The 17,979-nt window shown below is 34.0% G+C and carries 19 protein-coding genes; 2 read left to right on the top strand and 17 right to left on the bottom strand.

Annotated elements, in window-relative coordinates; genetic code table 11:
• The 12 genes from HMPREF9225_RS05860 to mraZ all read right to left on the bottom strand — a co-directional run bounded on the left by HMPREF9225_RS05860 (position 1) and on the right by mraZ (position 12,314).
• Complete coding sequence (locus tag HMPREF9225_RS05860) at positions 1-1,305, bottom strand: replication-associated recombination protein A (protein ID WP_008902038.1); 1,305 nt, start codon at positions 1,303-1,305, stop codon at positions 1-3.
• Positions 1,306-1,308: 3 nt separating this feature from the next.
• On the bottom strand, positions 1,309-1,761 hold the full coding sequence (gene nrdR, locus HMPREF9225_RS05855; protein WP_008902037.1) for a transcriptional regulator NrdR: 453 nt from the start codon (positions 1,759-1,761) through the stop codon (positions 1,309-1,311).
• A 98-nt stretch (positions 1,762-1,859) separates the two neighbouring features.
• Complete coding sequence (gene ftsZ, locus HMPREF9225_RS05850; protein WP_008902036.1) at positions 1,860-2,936, bottom strand: cell division protein FtsZ; 1,077 nt, start codon at positions 2,934-2,936, stop codon at positions 1,860-1,862.
• A gap of 91 nt (positions 2,937-3,027) precedes the next feature.
• Positions 3,028-3,726 (bottom strand): cell division protein FtsQ/DivIB, encoded by a 699-nt coding sequence (locus HMPREF9225_RS05845; protein ID WP_211203944.1) that lies wholly within the window; start codon positions 3,724-3,726, stop codon positions 3,028-3,030.
• Between the two features lie 34 nt (positions 3,727-3,760).
• Complete coding sequence (gene murG, locus HMPREF9225_RS05840; RefSeq protein WP_008902034.1) at positions 3,761-4,861, bottom strand: undecaprenyldiphospho-muramoylpentapeptide beta-N-acetylglucosaminyltransferase; 1,101 nt, start codon at positions 4,859-4,861, stop codon at positions 3,761-3,763.
• Between the two features lies 1 nt (position 4,862).
• A complete protein-coding gene (locus HMPREF9225_RS05835; RefSeq protein WP_008902033.1) occupies positions 4,863-5,948 on the bottom strand; it encodes an FtsW/RodA/SpoVE family cell cycle protein in 1,086 nt (361 codons plus the stop codon).
• A 2-nt stretch (positions 5,949-5,950) separates the two neighbouring features.
• Positions 5,951-7,246 (bottom strand): UDP-N-acetylmuramoyl-L-alanine--D-glutamate ligase, encoded by a 1,296-nt coding sequence (gene murD / locus HMPREF9225_RS05830; RefSeq protein ID WP_008902032.1) that lies wholly within the window; start codon positions 7,244-7,246, stop codon positions 5,951-5,953.
• Positions 7,247-7,256: 10 nt separating this feature from the next.
• Entirely contained in the window at positions 7,257-8,207 is a 951-nt protein-coding gene (mraY, locus tag HMPREF9225_RS05825; RefSeq protein WP_008902031.1) for a phospho-N-acetylmuramoyl-pentapeptide-transferase, read from the bottom strand.
• A 9-nt stretch (positions 8,208-8,216) separates the two neighbouring features.
• Positions 8,217-10,550, bottom strand: coding sequence for a penicillin-binding transpeptidase domain-containing protein (locus tag HMPREF9225_RS05820; protein ID WP_008902030.1), 2,334 nt, complete (start codon positions 10,548-10,550; stop codon positions 8,217-8,219).
• Positions 10,551-10,559: 9 nt separating this feature from the next.
• Positions 10,560-10,940, bottom strand: a complete 381-nt coding sequence (locus tag HMPREF9225_RS05815) for a cell division protein FtsL (RefSeq protein ID WP_008902029.1) — start codon at positions 10,938-10,940, stop codon at positions 10,560-10,562.
• Between the two features lies 1 nt (position 10,941).
• Positions 10,942-11,886, bottom strand: coding sequence for a 16S rRNA (cytosine(1402)-N(4))-methyltransferase RsmH (gene rsmH / locus HMPREF9225_RS05810; RefSeq protein ID WP_008902028.1), 945 nt, complete (start codon positions 11,884-11,886; stop codon positions 10,942-10,944).
• Entirely contained in the window at positions 11,883-12,314 is a 432-nt protein-coding gene (gene mraZ / locus HMPREF9225_RS05805; RefSeq protein WP_023058846.1) for a division/cell wall cluster transcriptional repressor MraZ, read from the bottom strand. Before mraZ ends, rsmH begins: the two co-directional genes overlap by 4 nt.
• A 212-nt stretch (positions 12,315-12,526) precedes the next feature.
• Here mraZ and HMPREF9225_RS05800 point away from each other — a divergent pair, with 212 nt between their 5' ends.
• On the top strand, positions 12,527-13,009 hold the full coding sequence (locus HMPREF9225_RS05800) for a glutathione peroxidase (protein WP_008902026.1): 483 nt from the start codon (positions 12,527-12,529) through the stop codon (positions 13,007-13,009).
• 118 nt (positions 13,010-13,127) lie between these two features.
• Here HMPREF9225_RS05800 and HMPREF9225_RS09825 read toward each other — a convergent pair whose 3' ends face one another.
• From HMPREF9225_RS09825 to HMPREF9225_RS05775, 4 genes are read right to left on the bottom strand one after another with little or no spacing between them, the layout of a single operon-like run.
• Positions 13,128-14,327, bottom strand: a complete 1,200-nt coding sequence (locus HMPREF9225_RS09825) for a stalk domain-containing protein (RefSeq protein ID WP_008902025.1) — start codon at positions 14,325-14,327, stop codon at positions 13,128-13,130.
• 24 nt (positions 14,328-14,351) lie between these two features.
• Positions 14,352-14,750: an HIRAN domain-containing protein gene (locus HMPREF9225_RS05785; RefSeq protein WP_008902024.1), complete on the bottom strand. Its 399-nt coding sequence runs from the start codon at positions 14,748-14,750 to the stop codon at positions 14,352-14,354.
• Positions 14,750-15,550 (bottom strand): DnaJ domain-containing protein, encoded by an 801-nt coding sequence (locus HMPREF9225_RS05780; protein WP_008902023.1) that lies wholly within the window; start codon positions 15,548-15,550, stop codon positions 14,750-14,752. The genes HMPREF9225_RS05785 and HMPREF9225_RS05780 overlap by 1 nt, the downstream gene beginning before the upstream one ends.
• Positions 15,551-15,607: 57 nt before the next feature.
• The gene (locus tag HMPREF9225_RS05775; protein ID WP_245526538.1) at positions 15,608-16,018 is read right to left on the bottom strand and encodes a DUF4829 domain-containing protein; all 411 of its coding nucleotides are present in this window, start codon (positions 16,016-16,018) and stop codon (positions 15,608-15,610) included.
• Between the two features lie 125 nt (positions 16,019-16,143).
• Here HMPREF9225_RS05775 and HMPREF9225_RS05770 point away from each other — a divergent pair, with 125 nt between their 5' ends.
• Positions 16,144-17,445: an MATE family efflux transporter gene (locus tag HMPREF9225_RS05770; protein WP_008902021.1), complete on the top strand. Its 1,302-nt coding sequence runs from the start codon at positions 16,144-16,146 to the stop codon at positions 17,443-17,445.
• A gap of 25 nt (positions 17,446-17,470) precedes the next feature.
• Here HMPREF9225_RS05770 and HMPREF9225_RS05765 read toward each other — a convergent pair whose 3' ends face one another.
• Positions 17,471-17,971 carry a DNA-deoxyinosine glycosylase gene (locus tag HMPREF9225_RS05765; RefSeq protein WP_008902020.1) on the bottom strand — a complete coding sequence of 167 codons (501 nt, stop codon included), beginning with the start codon at positions 17,969-17,971 and terminating at the stop codon, positions 17,471-17,473.
• Positions 17,972-17,979 lie beyond the last annotated feature (8 nt).

Raw genomic sequence — 17,979 nt, 5'->3', positions numbered from 1 at the left:
TTACAAATTTTCTTCTATATTTTTTAAAAATTCAATTATCTTTTCTTCTTCTCCAGAAGATTTCGGCCTATAATAATTCCTATCCCTAAATTCTATCGGCAGATAATCCTGTCTCACATATCCGCCATAGCTGTGTGGATACTTGTAAGTTTCTTCATTATTTACCGATGGGTTATGCTTATCTCTTAAATACATAGGAATGGTATAAGACTTACCTTCCCTAGCATCTCTTAAAGCTTCATCTATTGCAATGTATGATGCATTTGATTTAGGACTCGTTGCAAGATAGATTGCACATTGGGACAAGATAATCCTGCCTTCAGGAAGTCCGACAATATTTACAGCGTCAAAACAAGATACTGCTACTTGTATTGCCATAGGATTTGCACAACCAATATCTTCTGATGCAAATATTATCATTCTTCTCGCTATAAACTTCGGATCTTCTCCCGAATTTAACATCTGTGCCAGGTAGAATACCGCCGCATCTGGATCAGTTCCTCTCATAGATTTTATAAATGCGCTTATGTTGTCATAATGGGAATTTCCATTCTTATCATAGAGAACTTTCTTTTTCATTACAGAGTTTTCAACGTCAGTTTTATCTATAATTATTTCTCCATTTCTACCAGGAGTTGAAAGTGCTGCTATTTCTAAGTTGTTTAGAAGAGATCTTGCATCATTTCCCGCTAGTAGAATCAGGGTCTTCTTAGCATCTTCAGAAAGTCTAACATTTAAATATTTAAGTCCATTTTCTTCAGATAGCGCCCTCTCTATTAATAAGAGTAAATCTTCTTCCTTAAGTGGTTCAAGATTTATTATTTGACATCTAGAAAGCAGGGCTGAGTTTACTTCAAAATAAGGATTTTCAGTAGTAGCACCTATAAGTGTTACCAGTCCCTTTTCTACAAATGGAAGTAGAGCGTCCTGCTGTGATTTATTAAATCTATGAATCTCATCAATAAAAAGAATGGTCTTTACATTATTAAATTTTAAATCGTCCTCCGCAGTTTTAAGTAATTCTCTAAGCTCTTTTACTCCGGATGTTATCGCTGATATTCTTACGAACTTATATCCAGAAAGTCCTGCAAATATTTCTGCAAGAGTGGTCTTACCTACTCCAGGTGGTCCATAAAAAATCATAGAGAAGACTCTACCAGATTTCAAAAGCCTGTTTAAGTACTTTCCTTCGCCGACAATATGACTCTGTCCTACAAATTCATCTAAATTCTTAGGGCGCATCCTTTCAGCAAGTGGAGCGTTAGATTTATTCTTTTTTTCTGCAGCAAGATCAAACAGATCCATAACTTACCTCTTTTGGAATTTATCTAGCTCTTTGTAGAAAGAATCTACATCTGTGAAATTTCTATAAACTGAAGCAAATCTTACATAGGCAACTTCATCGAGATTTTTTAAATATTCCATGACAATTTCGCCTATTTCATCAGATTGTACTTCTCTTTTCATAGTGTTTCTAATATTACGCTCAACTTCATTTACAATTTCGTCTATTTTTTCTATATTTACAGGTCTCTTTTCACAAGATTTTATAATACCAATACGTATCTTCTCTGGATCAAAGGTCTGTCTATTTCCATCTCTTTTAACTACTATTAATGGAGTTTCTTCAACTGTCTCATAGGTAGTCCATCTTTTCTTACAGTTTGGACATTCCCTTCTTCTTCTAATTATTGAGCCTTCATCGGTTTGCCTTGAGTCGACTACCTTTGAATCAAGACTTCCACAGAATGGACATTTCATATTATCACCCTTTTATAAAGATAATTATTTAATATTAAAGTTATATTTTTAAAATAAAAAAACAGGGTATCCTTAGATACCCATTAAAATCTATTAATTTAATCTTCGAATCTTCTCTTTAGAAATTCTGGAATATCTAGATCACTAGCACTATCTCTCTTAGCCTTTGGTGCTCTAGATTCTTTAATAGAATCTGTTCTTAATGAAGTTCTTCCATGATCTTCATCTTCAAATTCAGTAGCAATTACTGTAATCTTAACGCTATCTTTTAATGTATCGTCAATACCTGCTCCAAATATGATGTTAGCATCTTCAGATACATAGTCACGGATAAGGTCAGCGGCTTCATTAACTTCAAATATTCCAAGGTCATTTCCTGCAGTAATATTAATAAGTACAGATTTAGCACCTTCAATAGAAGTTTCTAGTAGAGGAGAGTTGATTGCTAATTTTGCAGCTTCGGTTGCTCTGTCATCTCCAGATGCAATACCGATACCCATATGAGCGATACCTTTATCTTCCATGATGGTTTTAACGTCTGCAAAGTCAAGATTAATAAGGTTTGGTACAGAAATTAAATCAGATATACCTTGAACACCTTGTTTTAAAATTTCATCAGCCATTTCAAATGCTTTTGCAAATGAAGTCTTCTTGTCAGAAATATCAAGAAGTCTGTCGTTAGGAATAATAACAAGTGTGTCTACCTTTTCTTTTAAAGCTTGGATTCCTCTTTCAGCAGATTTAGATCTTCTAACGCCTTCAAAGCTAAATGGTTTTGTAACTACACCTACAGTTAGAAGTCCTAATTCTTGAGCTACTTCAGCAACTACTGGAGCTGCTCCGGTACCTGTACCACCGCCCATTCCAGCTGTGATGAATACCATATCTGCTCCTTCAAGAGCTTCTCTTATTTCATCTCTAGATTCTTCAGCAGATTTTTCTCCTACATCAGGATTTGCTCCTGCTCCTAATCCTTTAGTTATTTTTTCTCCGATTTGTACTTTATTATCTGCAAGAGTAGTCTTAAGAGCTTGTTTATCTGTATTTAAAGCATAGAACTCTACACCCTTAACTCCTGCTGTAATCATTCTGTTAACGGCATTATTTCCGCCACCGCCAACTCCAAATATTTTTATTTTAGCGAATTCATCGTGATCCAACTCAAAATCTAACATAACTTCCTCCTCATCATTATATACTTATATTTTATTAGTAAAATACTAAATAGTCAATACTAAATGACTGTTTTTCAACACTTATCTATAATTATACACCATTTAAAGTAACTATTGGATTTTCATTTGAAAAAAGATCAATAGATACTACATCTTTTCCTGTATTTTTTATATCTTCTCTGATTTTTTCAAGCATTTCCAACTTATAATCAAAATTATTTACAGGACCAAACTTAACTAGTATTCCGTCCTTAAGTGTAAAATCACAGCTATCTTTATAGAATTTAATTGAGCTAATGTCAAAAATGATATTTGAATTTAAAAGTTTTTGAGAAAGTTCTTTTAGATTTTCGTCATTTCTAAAAAGATAAGCGCCTATTTCATACTTGTTTGTGTCTATTCCTTCTACCACTATAAGTTCCTTTTTGGAACTACTTTTCTCACCAAGAATCTTTAGATTTCTATCAGCTATATATTCCGTTCCACCTTTTATAAGTAGAAAGTCCTGCCTTTCATCTATTGAGACTCTCAGTGTATTTTTAAATTTATAAGAAAATTTAACGTCTTTTATATATGGAATTTTTAAAAGAGCCTTTTCAATCTTCCCTTTATTTAGAAGTAAGTAATTCTTACCAATTGACTCATTTAAAATTTTTTCAATCTCAGATTTTTTAACTACATTGTTGCCACTTATATCTAATTTATTTATTCTGAATATACCAGAGATTTGTACCAGAGAAAAAGCTATTATTATAACAAGAGATATAAAGATTATTCTTCTCTTTCTCATTTGTTTTTTTCTTCTTAATCTCTGTGATACACGTCTATTTCTCATCTATTACTTTTAGAATTTCATCTACTAGTTTTTTTACAGCATCTACTGAAGCCAATTCTTTAGATGAACTTCCCATTTTCTCCAATTTATTTTTATCCATAAGTAGAGACTCGATACTATCAAGCAGAACTTCTCCACTTAGATCGCTCTCTTTTATTACTATGGAAGCACCCTTGTTTTCATAGGATTTTGCATTGAAAAACTGATGGTTTCCTGCAGTATATGATTTAGGTATAAGTATGCTAGCTACCCCTACTGCAGATATTTCTGCTAGGGTCATAGCTGATGAAGATGCAACTACTAAATCTGAAATTTTTAAAAGATCTGGAATCTTATGTGAGTAATCTAAAATTTTTATATTTTCTGGTAAATCAATTCCTTTTATCTCTTCCATAAAGTTCTTATAATGAACTTTACCCGTTATGTGGATAAGTCTAAAAGGCAGCTCAGTCCTGCTCTTTATAATTTCTATGATGGCATCGTTAGTTGATTCTTGTCCACCTGAACCACCAAAAGAAAGTACAATCGGCATGTCATTTTTTACTCCAAGTCTTTTAAAAGCCTCATCTTTATCTATTTTTTCAAAATCTGATCGAATTGGATTACCTGTGAAGACAATATTTTCATTGTCGAAATATTCTTTTGCTTCATCAAAGTTTATAGCTACTAGGTCAGCCTTTTTGCTTAAAATTTTGTTTGTTATTCCTGGATACGCATTTTGTTCAGAGATAACAGTCTTTATTTTTTTTCTCTGAGCTTTCATTACGATCGGCGCACAAACAAACCCACCTGTACCTATTACAACGTCTGGTTTAAATTCTTTTATTATCTTGTCACATTGCCTAAGTCCTTTGTATAGAGACATGGCAGTCTTAAATGTCTTAACATTTAACTTCTTTCTGGGTAAGCCTTTTGCAGAAATAGTTTTAAATGGAACACCATGTTCAGGCACTATTTCTGATTCAAGCCCTTTTTCTGTACCTACATATAAAATATTTGCGTCTTTATATCTCTTTTTTATTTCGTCAACTATGGCAAGGGCTGGATATATATGTCCTCCAGTTCCACCGCCGGATATTATAATATTCATTTTAACCTCGTTTTGAAATGCCTAGTAATATTCCTACAGAGCCTAGTGCAACTATAATAGATGTACCTCCGTATGATACAAATGGAAGTGTAATCCCTGTTGCGGGCATGAATTTGCAGGCAACGGCAATATTAAATAGGGCTTGGATACCAATGTAGGAAGTTATCCCCAGTGCCACCAGTTTATCAAAGTAATTTTCTGCCCTATATGATATAGTATACCCCCTATATATAAATACTACAAATAAAATAATTATTATTAGCACTCCAAACAGTCCTATCTCTTCAGCTATAACCGCAATTATAAAATCTGAATGGGCGGCAAATATATTGTATTTAAATCTTGAATGAAATAATCCTACTCCAAATAGTCCGCCTACCGCCATTGCGTATAGAGATTGAAATTGGTGATAAGTCTCTTTATTCATCTCATCAGAGAAGAATCCCTTGAACCTATCCATTCTATATCCATACTTAGTTACGAATAAAACCGCCACTACACATCCAAGGGCAGCTATTACTACGAACTGATGATTTTTCATTCCTGCTGCAAAGAGCATTATAAAAAGAGTAGCTCCTATAACCGCAGCGGTCGAAAAGTCTTTAAATAGTATTGGACCCGCTGATAGTCCCATAACCGCTAAGGCATATATAAATATTTTTGAATCATCAATCCTATTTCTAACCTGGGAGAGAAAACTTGCAAAAAATATAATAGAACTTACCTTTATAAATTCTGAAGGTTGGAATCCTTTGTTAATCCCAGGAATTAATATTGACCTGACTTGACCATGTTCAGTCTTACCTAGGCTCGTAAATAAGAGCGCAACTGCAATTAATGATAGGAAAAATCCTATTACTCCAAAAAATTGAAGTTGTCTCCTAGATAGTTTTGTACCTATTAACATGGCAACTATTCCCACCATAAGTAGTGGAATATGTGTCTTTATTTGATAGTATTCATCTCCGTGGTTCTTAACTCCATTTGGAATACCAGCAGAGGTTATAAACACAACTCCGAATAAAACCAATATTATAGTTACTATTAATAGGGTTCTATCTACATTTTTGAAAAGTTTATCTTTCAAAATTATCTCTCCAATCCCATTACTATTTCTTTGAAATGCCTTCCTCTTACTTCATAGTTTGGATACATATCCCAAGAAGCACACGCAGGTGAAAGTAGAACTACAGAATGGTTTTCTCTTGCAATAGTAGTTGCTACAGATACCGCCTCTTCCATATCTTTTACTCTTGTAGTTTCTATACCAAGCTCTGTTGCCTCTTTTATAATAAGCTCTGAGGTTGCACCCATGACTACAAGAGATGTGATTTTATCTTTGTTATCTTCCAAAAGTTTTTTAAAGTCAGATCCCTTGTCGTATCCGCCTATTATTAATACCGATTTTTCAAAAGCTTTAAGAGCCACGTCTGTACTATCTGGATTTGTTCCTTTAGAATCGTTGTAGTAACTTATTCCATTAAAAGTCCTTACAAACTCAATTCTATGTTCAACACCCTTGAAGTTTTTAATCGTATCTACAATTATTTCTAAATCCACTCCCAGTGAATATGCAGAAAGTATTGCAGCCATTGCATTTTCAATATTGTGTCTACCCTTTATAAAGACATCTGATACCTTCATAATATTTTCTAAAGTACCATCAAAATGCCTAAAAATTATTTCTTCATCCTTGGTGAAAAGTCCTGGTCTTCCTAGATCATCGTAGGAATAATAAAAAGTGTTTTTTACTCCTGCATTGATGGTCTTTACATAGTCACATGATGCGCCTAGAATCAAAAAATCATCTTCTTCTAGGTTTTTATATATATTTTCTTTTGCTTTTCTGTAATTTTCTACAGTCTTGTGCCAATCCAAATGGTCGCTTGTTATATTTGTTATAACAGCTACATGAGGATGAAACTTGTCTATATAAGCTAGTTGAAATGAACTAGCTTCACAAACTATAAATTTCGGATCATAGTCAATCACATCCATGACTCCTACTCCAATGTTTCCTACCGCATAAGATTTTCCAACCTTATTTAATATTTCATTTACAAGTGTAGTGATGGTAGTCTTGCCATTAGTGCCAGTTATCGCAACTATATCCTTTGTTTTATAAAAATATGAAGCAAATTCTATATCAGAAATTATCTTTATATTTTTATCTTCTAATGTTTTTATTATTTTGGATTCAGGTTTTATTCCCGGGCTTTTAACAGCAAAATCTATGCCGCTAAAGTCACCGTTAAATATATCTTCTCTTTCAAATCCATCATAATTTTCTCTTTCATCTAATATAAACGCATCTATTTCGTGTTTTTTTGCATAATTATAGACGGATTTACCTGTTGTTCCAGTTCCTATTATTAAAATTTTCATTTCTTTACCATTAAATTATTAGTAAGTATCCCAATATACATAGAATTATCTGTGCAATGTAGAATGCTTTTACAACTTTTGTTTCCTTCCATCCTTTTTGTTCGTAGTGATGGTGAAGTGGTGACATCAAAAATATTCTTTTTCCTCTTATTTTATAGCTTAGTACTTGGAGTATTACGGATAAAGTTTCTATAAAATAAACTCCACAGGCTACAGGTAGTAAAAGCGGAATATTAAGAAGCACTGCTATGGAGCTTACTGCTCCTCCTAAAGCCAATGATCCTGTATCTCCCATGAATACTTTGGCTGGGAATTTGTTAAATTTTAAAAATCCAACCAGTGAGCCAGCAAGTACAAATGATGCTATAGCTATTGAATATCTTTCAAATTTAAGTGCTACTGCTGCGAAAAATAGTAGAACTATAGTTGTAACTCCTGAACTAAGTCCATCAAGCCCGTCTGTTAAATTTACAGAGTTCACTACACCAACTATTACAAATATTATAAATGGTATATAGAAATAGTTAAAGCTAACCATTTTCTTTACAAATGGAACGTATACTTCTGTTGATAGTTCCTTTGAATTGTATTGAAAATATAGAACTACTAAACAGAATATAATTTGTAGAACTAACTTTTGAATCGCAGTAAGTCCAAGATTTCTCTTCTTAACTACCTTTATATAGTCGTCTATAAATCCCACAGCTCCAAATGCAAATGTTGCAAATAGAACTATTAAAAAATCTACTGAGAAATTAGCCAAAACTATATTTGATATTAAAAATGAAGATAGAAAAATAAGCCCACCTATGGTTGGTGTACCCGCTTTTGTCAAATGACTCTCTGGTCCATCTTCTCTGATACTCTGACCTGCATTCATACTCTTAAGAACCGGTATTATTATCGGTCCTAGAATTAGTGAGATTACAGCTCCTAGTACAAATGATATTAAATACTTCATCTCATACTCCTAATTTTTATTTTTATCCTCATTTTTATTATTTTTGTCGTTATTTATAACTGACTCTTCAACTTTATCGAAATCTCTGTCGGTGGTCAAGACTATTACTTCATCTGTAACAATTGTCTTTGCCTTAATAGATTGGCTAGTAATATAGCCTTCTCCTTCTATTTTATACTTAATTCCAAGTTCAGAAAGCACTTTTTCTGCATCTTCTTTACTCTTGCCAATAAGCATAGGCACCATCTTTTCAGTGTTTTCATTTACAGTTATATCAACTATACTTCCTTGCGGTACCATTTCTCCTGCTGCTGGTCTTTGTGAAACTACTACGGAGTTTTCTGTAACTTTGGATTTGTCTGATGAGAATTTAAGGTTTGAATTGACTATTATCTTACCTGCATCCATCACAAGTCTTCCCGTTACATCTGGGACCACCACTTGTTCTTTATTGTCTACTTTATCTATCTTCTCTGTCTTTGGAATCTTTAAGTATTCCAAAGTTTCTTGCATTACCTCTTTTGCAACCGGCGCTGCAACTGTTGCGCCGTAGAAATTTCCTACCGGCTTTTTAACTACTACTAGTACGGTTATCACTGGATCTTTAATAGGAGCAAGTCCTATAAATGATGAATAGTATTCATCTTCATAACCACCTTTTGATGAAGCTATATAAGCTGTACCAGTTTTGCCTCCGACTTTGTAGCCAGGAACTGCTGCATACTTACCGGTACCTTCTTCTACAACACCCCTCATAAGCTCCCTCATGGTTTTAGAAGTTTCTTCAGATATAACTCTTCTATAGGTGGTCTTTTTGAATTTTTCTATTACATTTCCTTCTTTGTCCACCAATTCTTTTACGATTAAAGGCTTGTTTAAATAGCCGCCATTCCCTATGGCAGACACCGCATTTATAAGTTGAATTGGAGTAACAGCTATACCGTGACCATAACTAATAGTTGAGATTGCAACCTTAGAAATTTGATTTGCTGAAGCTGGAATAGTTCCCTTCACTTCACCTCTTAGATCTATACCTGTTCTCTCTCCAAAACCAAAGGATCTTATAAATTTAAGGAATTTTTCTGCTCCAAGTTCTCTACCTATCTTTACCAATGAAATATTGCAAGATTCTGCCATTGCTTCTGCCAGAGTTTTTGAGCCTCTACGACTAGATGTACAGGTTATTCTTACGCCTTTCATGTCTGTTAAAACTCCCGGACATGTGTATGTCTTTTGTAAATTTGTAGTGTCCTCTTCTAGAGCGGAAGCTGCAGTTATAAGTTTAAATGTTGAACCTGGCTCGTATTGACTTTCGATACTAGAATTTTTCCAGTTGTCACTCCAAGCCTTTAGCAGTTCTTCTTCCGACAAATTTTTAAAATCTTTTTCTTGTTTTTCATTTATTGGAAGTCTTGGATAGTTTGGATCGTAGTCATCCTTATCCACCATGGCTAGGATTTCTCCAGTCTTAGTATTTTGTACTATGACTGTTACCCTTTCCGCTTCCGTCTTTAATTTAGATTCTTCAGCAGCTTTGTCAGCGAAACCTTGGATATTTACATCGATCGTGCTCACAAGATCAAGCCCATCCTGTGGAGCATACTGTTTCTCGTCAGTCATAGGAATTTGCTTAAGCTGTTCGTCCTTAATCTTTATAGATTTACCTTTAATACCTACAAGTTCATCGTCAAATTGTCTTTCAAGTCCATAGATACCATAGTTTTCATTGTCAAGAAATCCTAGCACATGACTCATCGACTTTCCAAATGGATAGAATCTCTTAATATAGTCATCGAAGCTGACGCATTTATTCTTTTGTTCTCTGATTTCAAGAGCAATCTTTCTATCTACGTCTTTTGCAAGGGTCACTCTCTTGTTTTGGCTAATTTTAACTAGAGTTTCCCTTTCATCAAGATTTAAAATATTTGAAAAATATCTCGCATCATCTTCCAATTTCTTCTGTCTAATGGCTGCGAAATCATCCATTCTCTTTTTGTATGCTTCTTCCGATTCCTTCTTGCCCTTTTGCATACCTTTATCCGGTTTTATATTGTTTGAATCATAATAAATTTTAGATTTCGACACATTTAAAGCAAGAATTTTTTTGTTTGCATCGTATATAAGCCCTCTATTGGAGTTAATCGATTCTTTCTTTGTAAGCTGATTAAGGGCTTGTTTAGTTAAATCTTCAGATTTAAATATTTGTATATAAAATAATCTAAATACAAGTAATATAAAAAATAAAACCAGGAAGCTTAGTAAAAAGAAAATTCTACGGTTAAAAACTGTCCGTATATCGCCTTTAAAACTGCCCCTGGTCGTCTTATTTTTCCTTCTTTTCAAAAGTGCCTCCTAATTTCTAGTAAATGACTTCAAAACTGAAACAATAGGACTTAGAAATACATTGTTCTTTACATCGCTTTTTTGCTTATCATCTTTTACATCTATATAAACTATTTGATTATCTTCTGGATAAACCATTCCCAGTCTGTATTGTGCAACTTCCTTTAAATTGTTTGAACTAACAATTCCTTGAAGTTCTCCTTCTAATGACATCTTGGTTTCTTCCAAATCTTTTATCTCAGAACTTTGAGAGATGATTTCATTGTCGAGTTTAGTTATTTGAGATCTCAAAACTGAAACAGTTCCAATTAATATTATAACAATAGATGCTGTTAGCACAAGAGGGATATTTATTTTTCTTTTTATTGATTTTTTTATTTTCTTCTTCATTTTATACCTCTAGCTTCTCAGCAATTCTCAGTTTTGCAGAGTGAGCACGATTGTTAATAGCAAGTTCTTCTTTAGATGCTGTGATCGGCTTTCTCGTTATTATTTCTATCTCTCTTTTTTTATTACAAGTACATACTGGCACTTCCGGTGGACATATACAGTCCAAGTAGTAGTACTTAAATGTATCCTTTACGATTCTATCTTCCAGTGAATGGAATGATATTACACAGATTCTGCCTCCTGGGTTTAAAGACTCAATCATATCTCCCAGACTCCTTCTAAGCACTCCAAGCTCATCATTTGTTTCTATTCTAAGGGCTTGGAAGATTCTCTTAGCTGGGTGTGGTCCCCCACTTCTAGCTCCTTTTGGAATGGCAGCTTTTATAATTTCTACTAGTTCAAATGTGGTTTCAATGGTTTTTGAGTTTCTTGCCTTAACTATAAATTCTGCAACTCTTTTCGACCATTTTTCTTCTCCATATTCGTAGAATATCTTCATAAGTGCTTCTTTAGAATATGTATTCACAATATCTTTTGCAGTGATTCTGGTGGATTTATTCATTCTCATATCAAGTGGTGCGTCATAATTATAAGAAAATCCTCGAGATGCTTCATCGAATTGATGGGAACTAACTCCCAAATCGAGGAGAATTCCATCCACCTTAGAAATTCCAAGTGAATCTAGATTTTCTCTGAAAAGCTCAAAGTTATTGTTGAATAGTTTAAAATTATCTCCAATTTCTCTAAGTCTCTTCTCAGATGTATAAAGTGCAAACTCATCTTGGTCTATCCCAACTAAAAGACCAGTACCATTTAGCCTTTTTAAAATTTCACTGCTATGGCCTGCACCGCCAATTGTACAGTCCATATATATGTGATTTTCTCGAATATTTAAACCTTCTATAGTTTCATTGAAAAGTACAGGGATATGCTCAAAGTTTGTCATAGCATCTCACCGCCTAGTGTCATTACATTGTCTTCGTAGCTAGATTCTAAATCCTCATCCATTTCTTGCCATTTTTCTAGAGACCAGATTTCTGCCCTCACATCAAGTCCCACGATTATTCCGTCTTTTACAAGCCCTGAGTGATCTCTTAAGCTTTGAGGAATCAAAACCCTGCCTTGTTTATCTAAATTTGTTAGGACAGCCTTGGAGTAGAAAGATCTTTGGAAAGCACGAGCTTCCTTGCTGCTTAGAGGAAGGGATCTAACCTTTTTTGAGATTTCTTCCCATTCTGTTTTTGGGTACACAAAAATACAGCCATCGAGACCTTTTGTCATTACAAAAGAGTCTTCAAGGTCGTTTCTAAGTTTTGATGGAATTATTATTCTGCCTCTATCATCAAGAGTTAGATTGTATTCCCCAATTAACATACATATTCCTCCATTAGGTGTGAATTCACTCCATTCCTCTCCCATTAACTATATTTTACAACACATCCATTCCAAATACTAGTCTTTTTAGCAAGATTATGCGATAAATTTCAATTTTTTTTAATTTTTCTTCGATTTTTTTAAATTTCTTATGATTTTTTAAATTTTTATCTAAAATTACATAATTTTTTGATTAATTGGGTATCTTTTCAATGGAGGAATTTATGATTTACGATTATATTGTTAAAGATAATGAAGGAAGAGATATTTCCTTAAAAGATTTTGAAGGAAAAGTACTGCTCATAGTAAACACTGCTACTAAATGCGGATTTACTCCACAGTACGAAGGTTTGGAAGCGCTATACGAAAAGTATAAGGATAGAGGGTTTGTCATTTTAGATTTCCCTTGCAATCAATTCGGCGGCCAGGCTCCTGGAAATTCAGATGAGATTAAAAGTTTTTGCAGTTTGAATTTTGGAACTACTTTTCCTCAATTTGAAAAAGTGGATGTAAATGGAGAGAATGAATCTCCTCTATTTACTTATTTAAAATCTCAACAAAAAGGAATCTTGGGCGGTGCTATCAAATGGAACTTTACTAAGTTTCTAGTGGATAGGAATGGGAATGTGACTGATAGATTTGCACCTTCTACAAAACCTGAGAAGATCGAAGAAAAGATTGAAGAATTGTTGTAAAGTAATTTAAAAAATAAAATCTTCAATTTTAAATTAAAATAAAATTTTCATACTAAAAATATCAAAAAGACAAAAAAACCAAAGCTAAATTGTAACTTTGGTTTTTGTCTTTTTATGTTTATTGTTGAGCTCGTCTGTATCCTGCTTTTATTGCTTCTTCTTCAGTGTCAAAGAAGACCGCATTTTTAAGGTGAACCTTTTTATAGTCCCTTCCAGTTGGCACATGGTATATCTTTCTCTTTTTATTTCCAATTATTCTTCCATTTGCATACTTATAAGCAGGCTCTTTCGAATTATTTTTATTCGTTTGAGTATTTATGTTTTTATTTTCTTTATCTTCTTTTACTTCAGCTTTAGGTGCATTTACTGGTGTCGTAGTATCTTTTACGGCTTCAGTGGTTCCTTTTGCTTCGGCGCCAACTGTGATTGGTACTCCATATAGACCTAAATTATTTTCTCTTGCATAAGCTTCAAATGTCTTTAGTATTTCTACATATTTGATATCTGGTGGAAACTGTGCGACCACAGCATATCCATCTCTTACAAGATAGGAATTAAACATATAACTTCCTATTTCTTCATTGGTAGGAGTATCTGTAGCTGGTTTAACTAGCCATATATATCTAAGAAGTCTACCATACTTATCCGTTTCTCTTACATCTTTTTCTAAATAAATTCTCCTACCTTCCAACCATTTTGTTGTAAATTCAGAGGCTTCTTTTCCATAATATTCTACTTGTTTCTTAGGATGTTTCGTTTCTGGTGAATCCACAAGGATAAATCTTACCTTTTCAATTCCCTTTCCTCTGTCGATTTCTATGGTGTCGCCGTCGATTACCCTTGTTACCTTTGCAGCTTCAAATGTACAGGTAGAACTTGCTTGATCTTGGTAGCCTTCCCCAACTGCTACGACTCTATTTTCATTGTCCCAAATTACTTTTTGTGAAAATGCTTCAGACACAAGTCTAATAGGCACCATGGTTCTGCTATTTACAATCTTTGCTCCCACGTCCAGTGGCATTTCGGTACCATCATCTAGATATGTACTGCTTCCGATAGTTAGCTTTATAGTTTTTGCATCGCCTGTGATTTCTACAGTCTTATTCGCTCCGTCCCAATTCACATTGTATCCCAATTTTTCTGAAATAATTCTAACTGGAACCAGTGTCCTTCCGTTTTCAATGACTGGAGCAGCATCAGAATCTACGAAGTAATTATTTACAAATATTCTCGGTGCGCCTACACTAGCACTTACTGGTACAAGTAGTAACAAAAGAAAGATACAAACCTTCAAATGTTTTCTTAAATTTTTAATCATTCTAACCTCCTAATTAATATTATTTTATCCTTCATAAAGATATATTTTTATATCTATCTTTATCCAATTATCCAACTTTTCTTTTTTATCAATCATTCCATAGAGATTCTTCCCCGCATCCATTAGTCTCGAAAAGACCGGATTGTCCTTCTTGGGCACATAACCAATCTTATCTCCCTTTATAGTTTCTATGCGAATCGCATTTTCATCATATGGATTGTTCGGCTCCCGATAGAAGACGAGTTTGTCATCTATATTTAGCATTGGCTCTATAAGCTCCATATCATCTATGTAACTTGTGCCTGCCACATATGTTTCAAATAGAAATATATCTACGGCAAATGGTCTTGGTAGATCTTTAAAATTTGCAGAGTGGAGAAATTCTAACAACCCTCCATCATCTTTTTTAACAATATCTGACATTATTTCACCAACATTTCTTTGATCTGTACTTTTAAAATAATTATGGCTTCGTCATATCCGGCGGATAATTCTTCCAATTTCTGGATTCTTTCATTCTTTTTTTCTTCGTCTTCTAAGAAGTATTTAAAAATGTATGGCGGAGTTGTTTTTATTTTTTCAACCTCGCTTTTCATTTTTTCCACGAGTTTTTCCAAGTTCACCTTTTGCTTTGCAAGTTTCTCCATCGTGGACTCATTGTCTTCTAAGCTTCCATTCATATCTACCAAATTGTATAGAATCCTCATAGCAGTTATATCTCCAGCTTCATATGCATCCACAACATTATAAAACATTTTAAGTTGCTCTTCTGTCAAGTCTGGATTCAAATCCGGATGAAGTTTCTTAACTAGTTCTTTGTACATCTTCTTTATGTCTTTGGTATCTTCTTCAGACAAAGTCTTTAATTTGGATCTTTCAATGGCTTCGTTAATATCTCTTATCTTCTCATTTAATTTATGTATATAATCTTCAAACTCCCTGTCCAGTTGGCGTTCAATCTCATCTAAGTCGACTTTCTCTGCCCTGTTCTTTCGAGCTTGAATTAGTTCCTTCATCCTTTTTAGGCGAGCATACTCGCAGTATTTTTCATAGACTCTATACTCGATGAACCCTATCTCAAACATGTAGTCCGTCTTTATATTTTTACAGATATTAAATTTTAAATCGTCCCTTTCGGTAACCAAGTCCAAAAGCTCTGCTTTAAGTCTTTCTACATCTTCCCTTAGCTTCTTCGCTTCTGGAAATTCTATGATGCTGTCCATTTGCTCACCTTCTCCTAATTTAATAAAAAGTAAGCCTTTCGGCTTACCTATTGCAATTTAATATCCTTGATCTTCTATTTTCCATTCGCTATCTTTATCTGCTCGAACTAAGATCCAGTTATAATCCTTGTATTCTCCCTTACTTAATACAGGATTTTCTCCAGTTATGTCAAAGTCGGTAAATATTACAATTACATTATTAGGATCAATACCCTTGTCCTTGCCTGCTCCGTATTCCATAAATACTTTTATCTCTTCTTCAGATTTGCTTTCTTCATAGCGAACTCTTTTTAACTCTGAGCCTGGAAAAGAAAAATTATCCTTTACTACTTTGATTGCAGACTCTATTTCTTCTTCGTTAAACTTGGTTGGTTTAGCGCTTACGCCTTTATCATTACCACTTTCTTTACATGCTGTAAGTGATAACAAAATCAAAATAGCAAGAAATATACTAATACTACGTTTCATAGTACTACCTCCTTTGATTATAAAATACCCTTGCAAAATTATTTTAAACTAATACAGTAAAAAATATCCATTTTATCCCATTTTCAATAAAATAAAACTATGATAAGATATATTAAGGTGTTAATATGAAAAGATATTTAAAATTTATTATTCCGTCTGTGCTATCCATGTGGGTCTTTGCTCTATACAGCATGGTAGACGGATTTTTCGTTTCAAACTATGTAGGCGAAGTTGAGTTTTCTGCAGTGAATATCTCCATGCCTATTATAACATTGTTCTTTGCCACTGGAATTCTTTTTAGTATCGGAACCCAAGCGAAGGTCGGTATGAATCTTGGCAAAGGCGATTTTAATCTTGCAAATAAAATATTTTCAACTTCCATTGTAAGCCTTATTTTCATAGGAATGTTATTCTCTGGGGTTATTTATATCTTACTAGATAGGATAATTTACATTCTTGGCGCAAGCGATGCAACTTCAGAATTTGTAAGAGAATACCTAAAAGCAATTGTTCCATTTGGAATGTTTTTTATGCTCAGCTATCAATTAGAAGTCTTAGTTAAAGTAGATGGAGCTCCACATATATCTGCTCTTTCAGTTATAATCGCTGCCGTTTCAAATATCGTTCTCGACTACTTATTCATAGTCGAGTTACACATGGGCATCTTTGGAGCTGCACTCGCTACAGGAATTGCGCAGGCAATAAGCTCATTTTCATTTATTCTGTACTTTTCAAGAAAGACCGGAAGGCTTAGATTCGTTAAAAATTTTGATTTTTCAATTTTAAAATCCACACTTCCCCTTGGAGTTGGTGATGCAATTTCGGAAGTGGCAATCGGTTTTACTGTCTTTCTATTCAATGTAAATCTCTTCAAAGTCTATGGAGAAGATGCGGTTATAGCCTACACAGTTATCTCCTACGTCTCAGTCCTTGTAACTGTAACCATGACGGGAGTGGCACAAGGTCTAGCTCCTATTTTTTCATTCGACTATGGTAAGAGAGATTATAAAAAGATTCGTAAATTCGTCGAACGCGGCGTCATTACAATAATACTTATAAGTATAATATTTATATTTGTCGCTCATAAATTTGCAGAACCTATTGTAAATATATTCTTAGGTGCAGACTCAGGCGTTCTCCATGAGACTTCCATCGCCCTTGCAAGATATTCTTGGGCATATCCTTTTATCGGGCTCAATGGACTTATGGTTACATTTTTCGCAAGTCTCGGAAGAGGTCGACTGGCTACTACACTTTCAGTGCTACGAACTCCAATCCTTGTGAGTCTAGTTATGTTTGTATTCAGAACATTTATGCCTGATTACTTCTTGTGGTACGTCCTCGCCTTTTCAGAAGGACTTGTATTTCCACTTGGAGTATACTTTGTAAATCGATTTATAATAAAACCAATTAAATATCAATTATAATATCCTGTGTCATTTGGCACAGGATTTATATATATTTTAAAATTATTTTCCACTCTTTAACTAAATCATCCAGACTGTACCTTGCATTGGCAGGACTCGTCGAAGGAAGTTGTATAGCTTCTATTCCCAAGTTTTCTCTGTGGTACATATTATAATACTTATAGGATGCACCTCCATTGCAAAAAACTTTAAAAATCTTCGAACCCTCTACCACATCTTTTAAATCAGAAGGTACCACATTCTTTATGCTTGCATCGCTAGATCCGATGATATCACAGGCGTAGATTGAATCATATAAAGCGATATGGTGGCCTAAAAGAAAATACTTTCTCTCATCAATATCTCGAGTAAGAGTTTGTTCAAATAAACTTTCCATTATCTTCCAAAATCTATTCTGTTTGTGACCGTAGAAAAATCCGTACTCCCTCGTCTTTACAGATGGAAATGAACCGAGGATTAGTACCTTTGAGTTTTCATCGTAAAGTGGCTTTAGCGGATGAATGATTCTCGAATATTTATCTTTCAAATTAATCT

It is taken from the genome of Peptoniphilus duerdenii ATCC BAA-1640, from assembly GCF_000146345.1.
GTDB lineage: Bacteria > Bacillota > Clostridia > Tissierellales > Peptoniphilaceae > Peptoniphilus_B > Peptoniphilus_B duerdenii.
This window is presented reverse-complemented; position numbering and strand designations above follow the sequence as displayed.

Excerpts from the sequence above, each read along its gene's own strand:
- HMPREF9225_RS05800 (WP_008902026.1), top strand. The coding sequence starts at position 12,527 with ATGGAGGAATTTATGATTTACGATTATATTGTTAAAGATAATGAAGGA.
- nrdR (WP_008902037.1), bottom strand. The coding sequence starts at position 1,761 with ATGAAATGTCCATTCTGTGGAAGTCTTGATTCAAAGGTAGTCGACTCA.
- HMPREF9225_RS09825 (WP_008902025.1), bottom strand. The coding sequence starts at position 14,327 with ATGATTAAAAATTTAAGAAAACATTTGAAGGTTTGTATCTTTCTTTTG.
- ftsZ (WP_008902036.1), bottom strand. The coding sequence starts at position 2,936 with ATGTTAGATTTTGAGTTGGATCACGATGAATTCGCTAAAATAAAAATA.
- HMPREF9225_RS05845 (WP_211203944.1), bottom strand. The coding sequence starts at position 3,726 with ATGAGAAAGAGAAGAATAATCTTTATATCTCTTGTTATAATAATAGCT.
- mraY (WP_008902031.1), bottom strand. The coding sequence starts at position 8,207 with ATGAAGTATTTAATATCATTTGTACTAGGAGCTGTAATCTCACTAATT.
- murG (WP_008902034.1), bottom strand. The coding sequence starts at position 4,861 with ATGAATATTATAATATCCGGCGGTGGAACTGGAGGACATATATATCCA.
- HMPREF9225_RS05770 (WP_008902021.1), top strand. The coding sequence starts at position 16,144 with ATGAAAAGATATTTAAAATTTATTATTCCGTCTGTGCTATCCATGTGG.
- HMPREF9225_RS05815 (WP_008902029.1), bottom strand. The coding sequence starts at position 10,940 with ATGAAGAAGAAAATAAAAAAATCAATAAAAAGAAAAATAAATATCCCT.
- murD (WP_008902032.1), bottom strand. The coding sequence starts at position 7,246 with ATGAAAATTTTAATAATAGGAACTGGAACAACAGGTAAATCCGTCTAT.
- HMPREF9225_RS05775 (WP_245526538.1), bottom strand. The coding sequence starts at position 16,018 with ATGAAACGTAGTATTAGTATATTTCTTGCTATTTTGATTTTGTTATCA.
- mraZ (WP_023058846.1), bottom strand. The coding sequence starts at position 12,314 with ATGTTAATTGGGGAATACAATCTAACTCTTGATGATAGAGGCAGAATA.
- HMPREF9225_RS05860 (WP_008902038.1), bottom strand. The coding sequence starts at position 1,305 with ATGGATCTGTTTGATCTTGCTGCAGAAAAAAAGAATAAATCTAACGCT.
- HMPREF9225_RS05785 (WP_008902024.1), bottom strand. The coding sequence starts at position 14,750 with ATGTCAGATATTGTTAAAAAAGATGATGGAGGGTTGTTAGAATTTCTC.
- rsmH (WP_008902028.1), bottom strand. The coding sequence starts at position 11,886 with ATGACAAACTTTGAGCATATCCCTGTACTTTTCAATGAAACTATAGAA.
- HMPREF9225_RS05780 (WP_008902023.1), bottom strand. The coding sequence starts at position 15,550 with ATGGACAGCATCATAGAATTTCCAGAAGCGAAGAAGCTAAGGGAAGAT.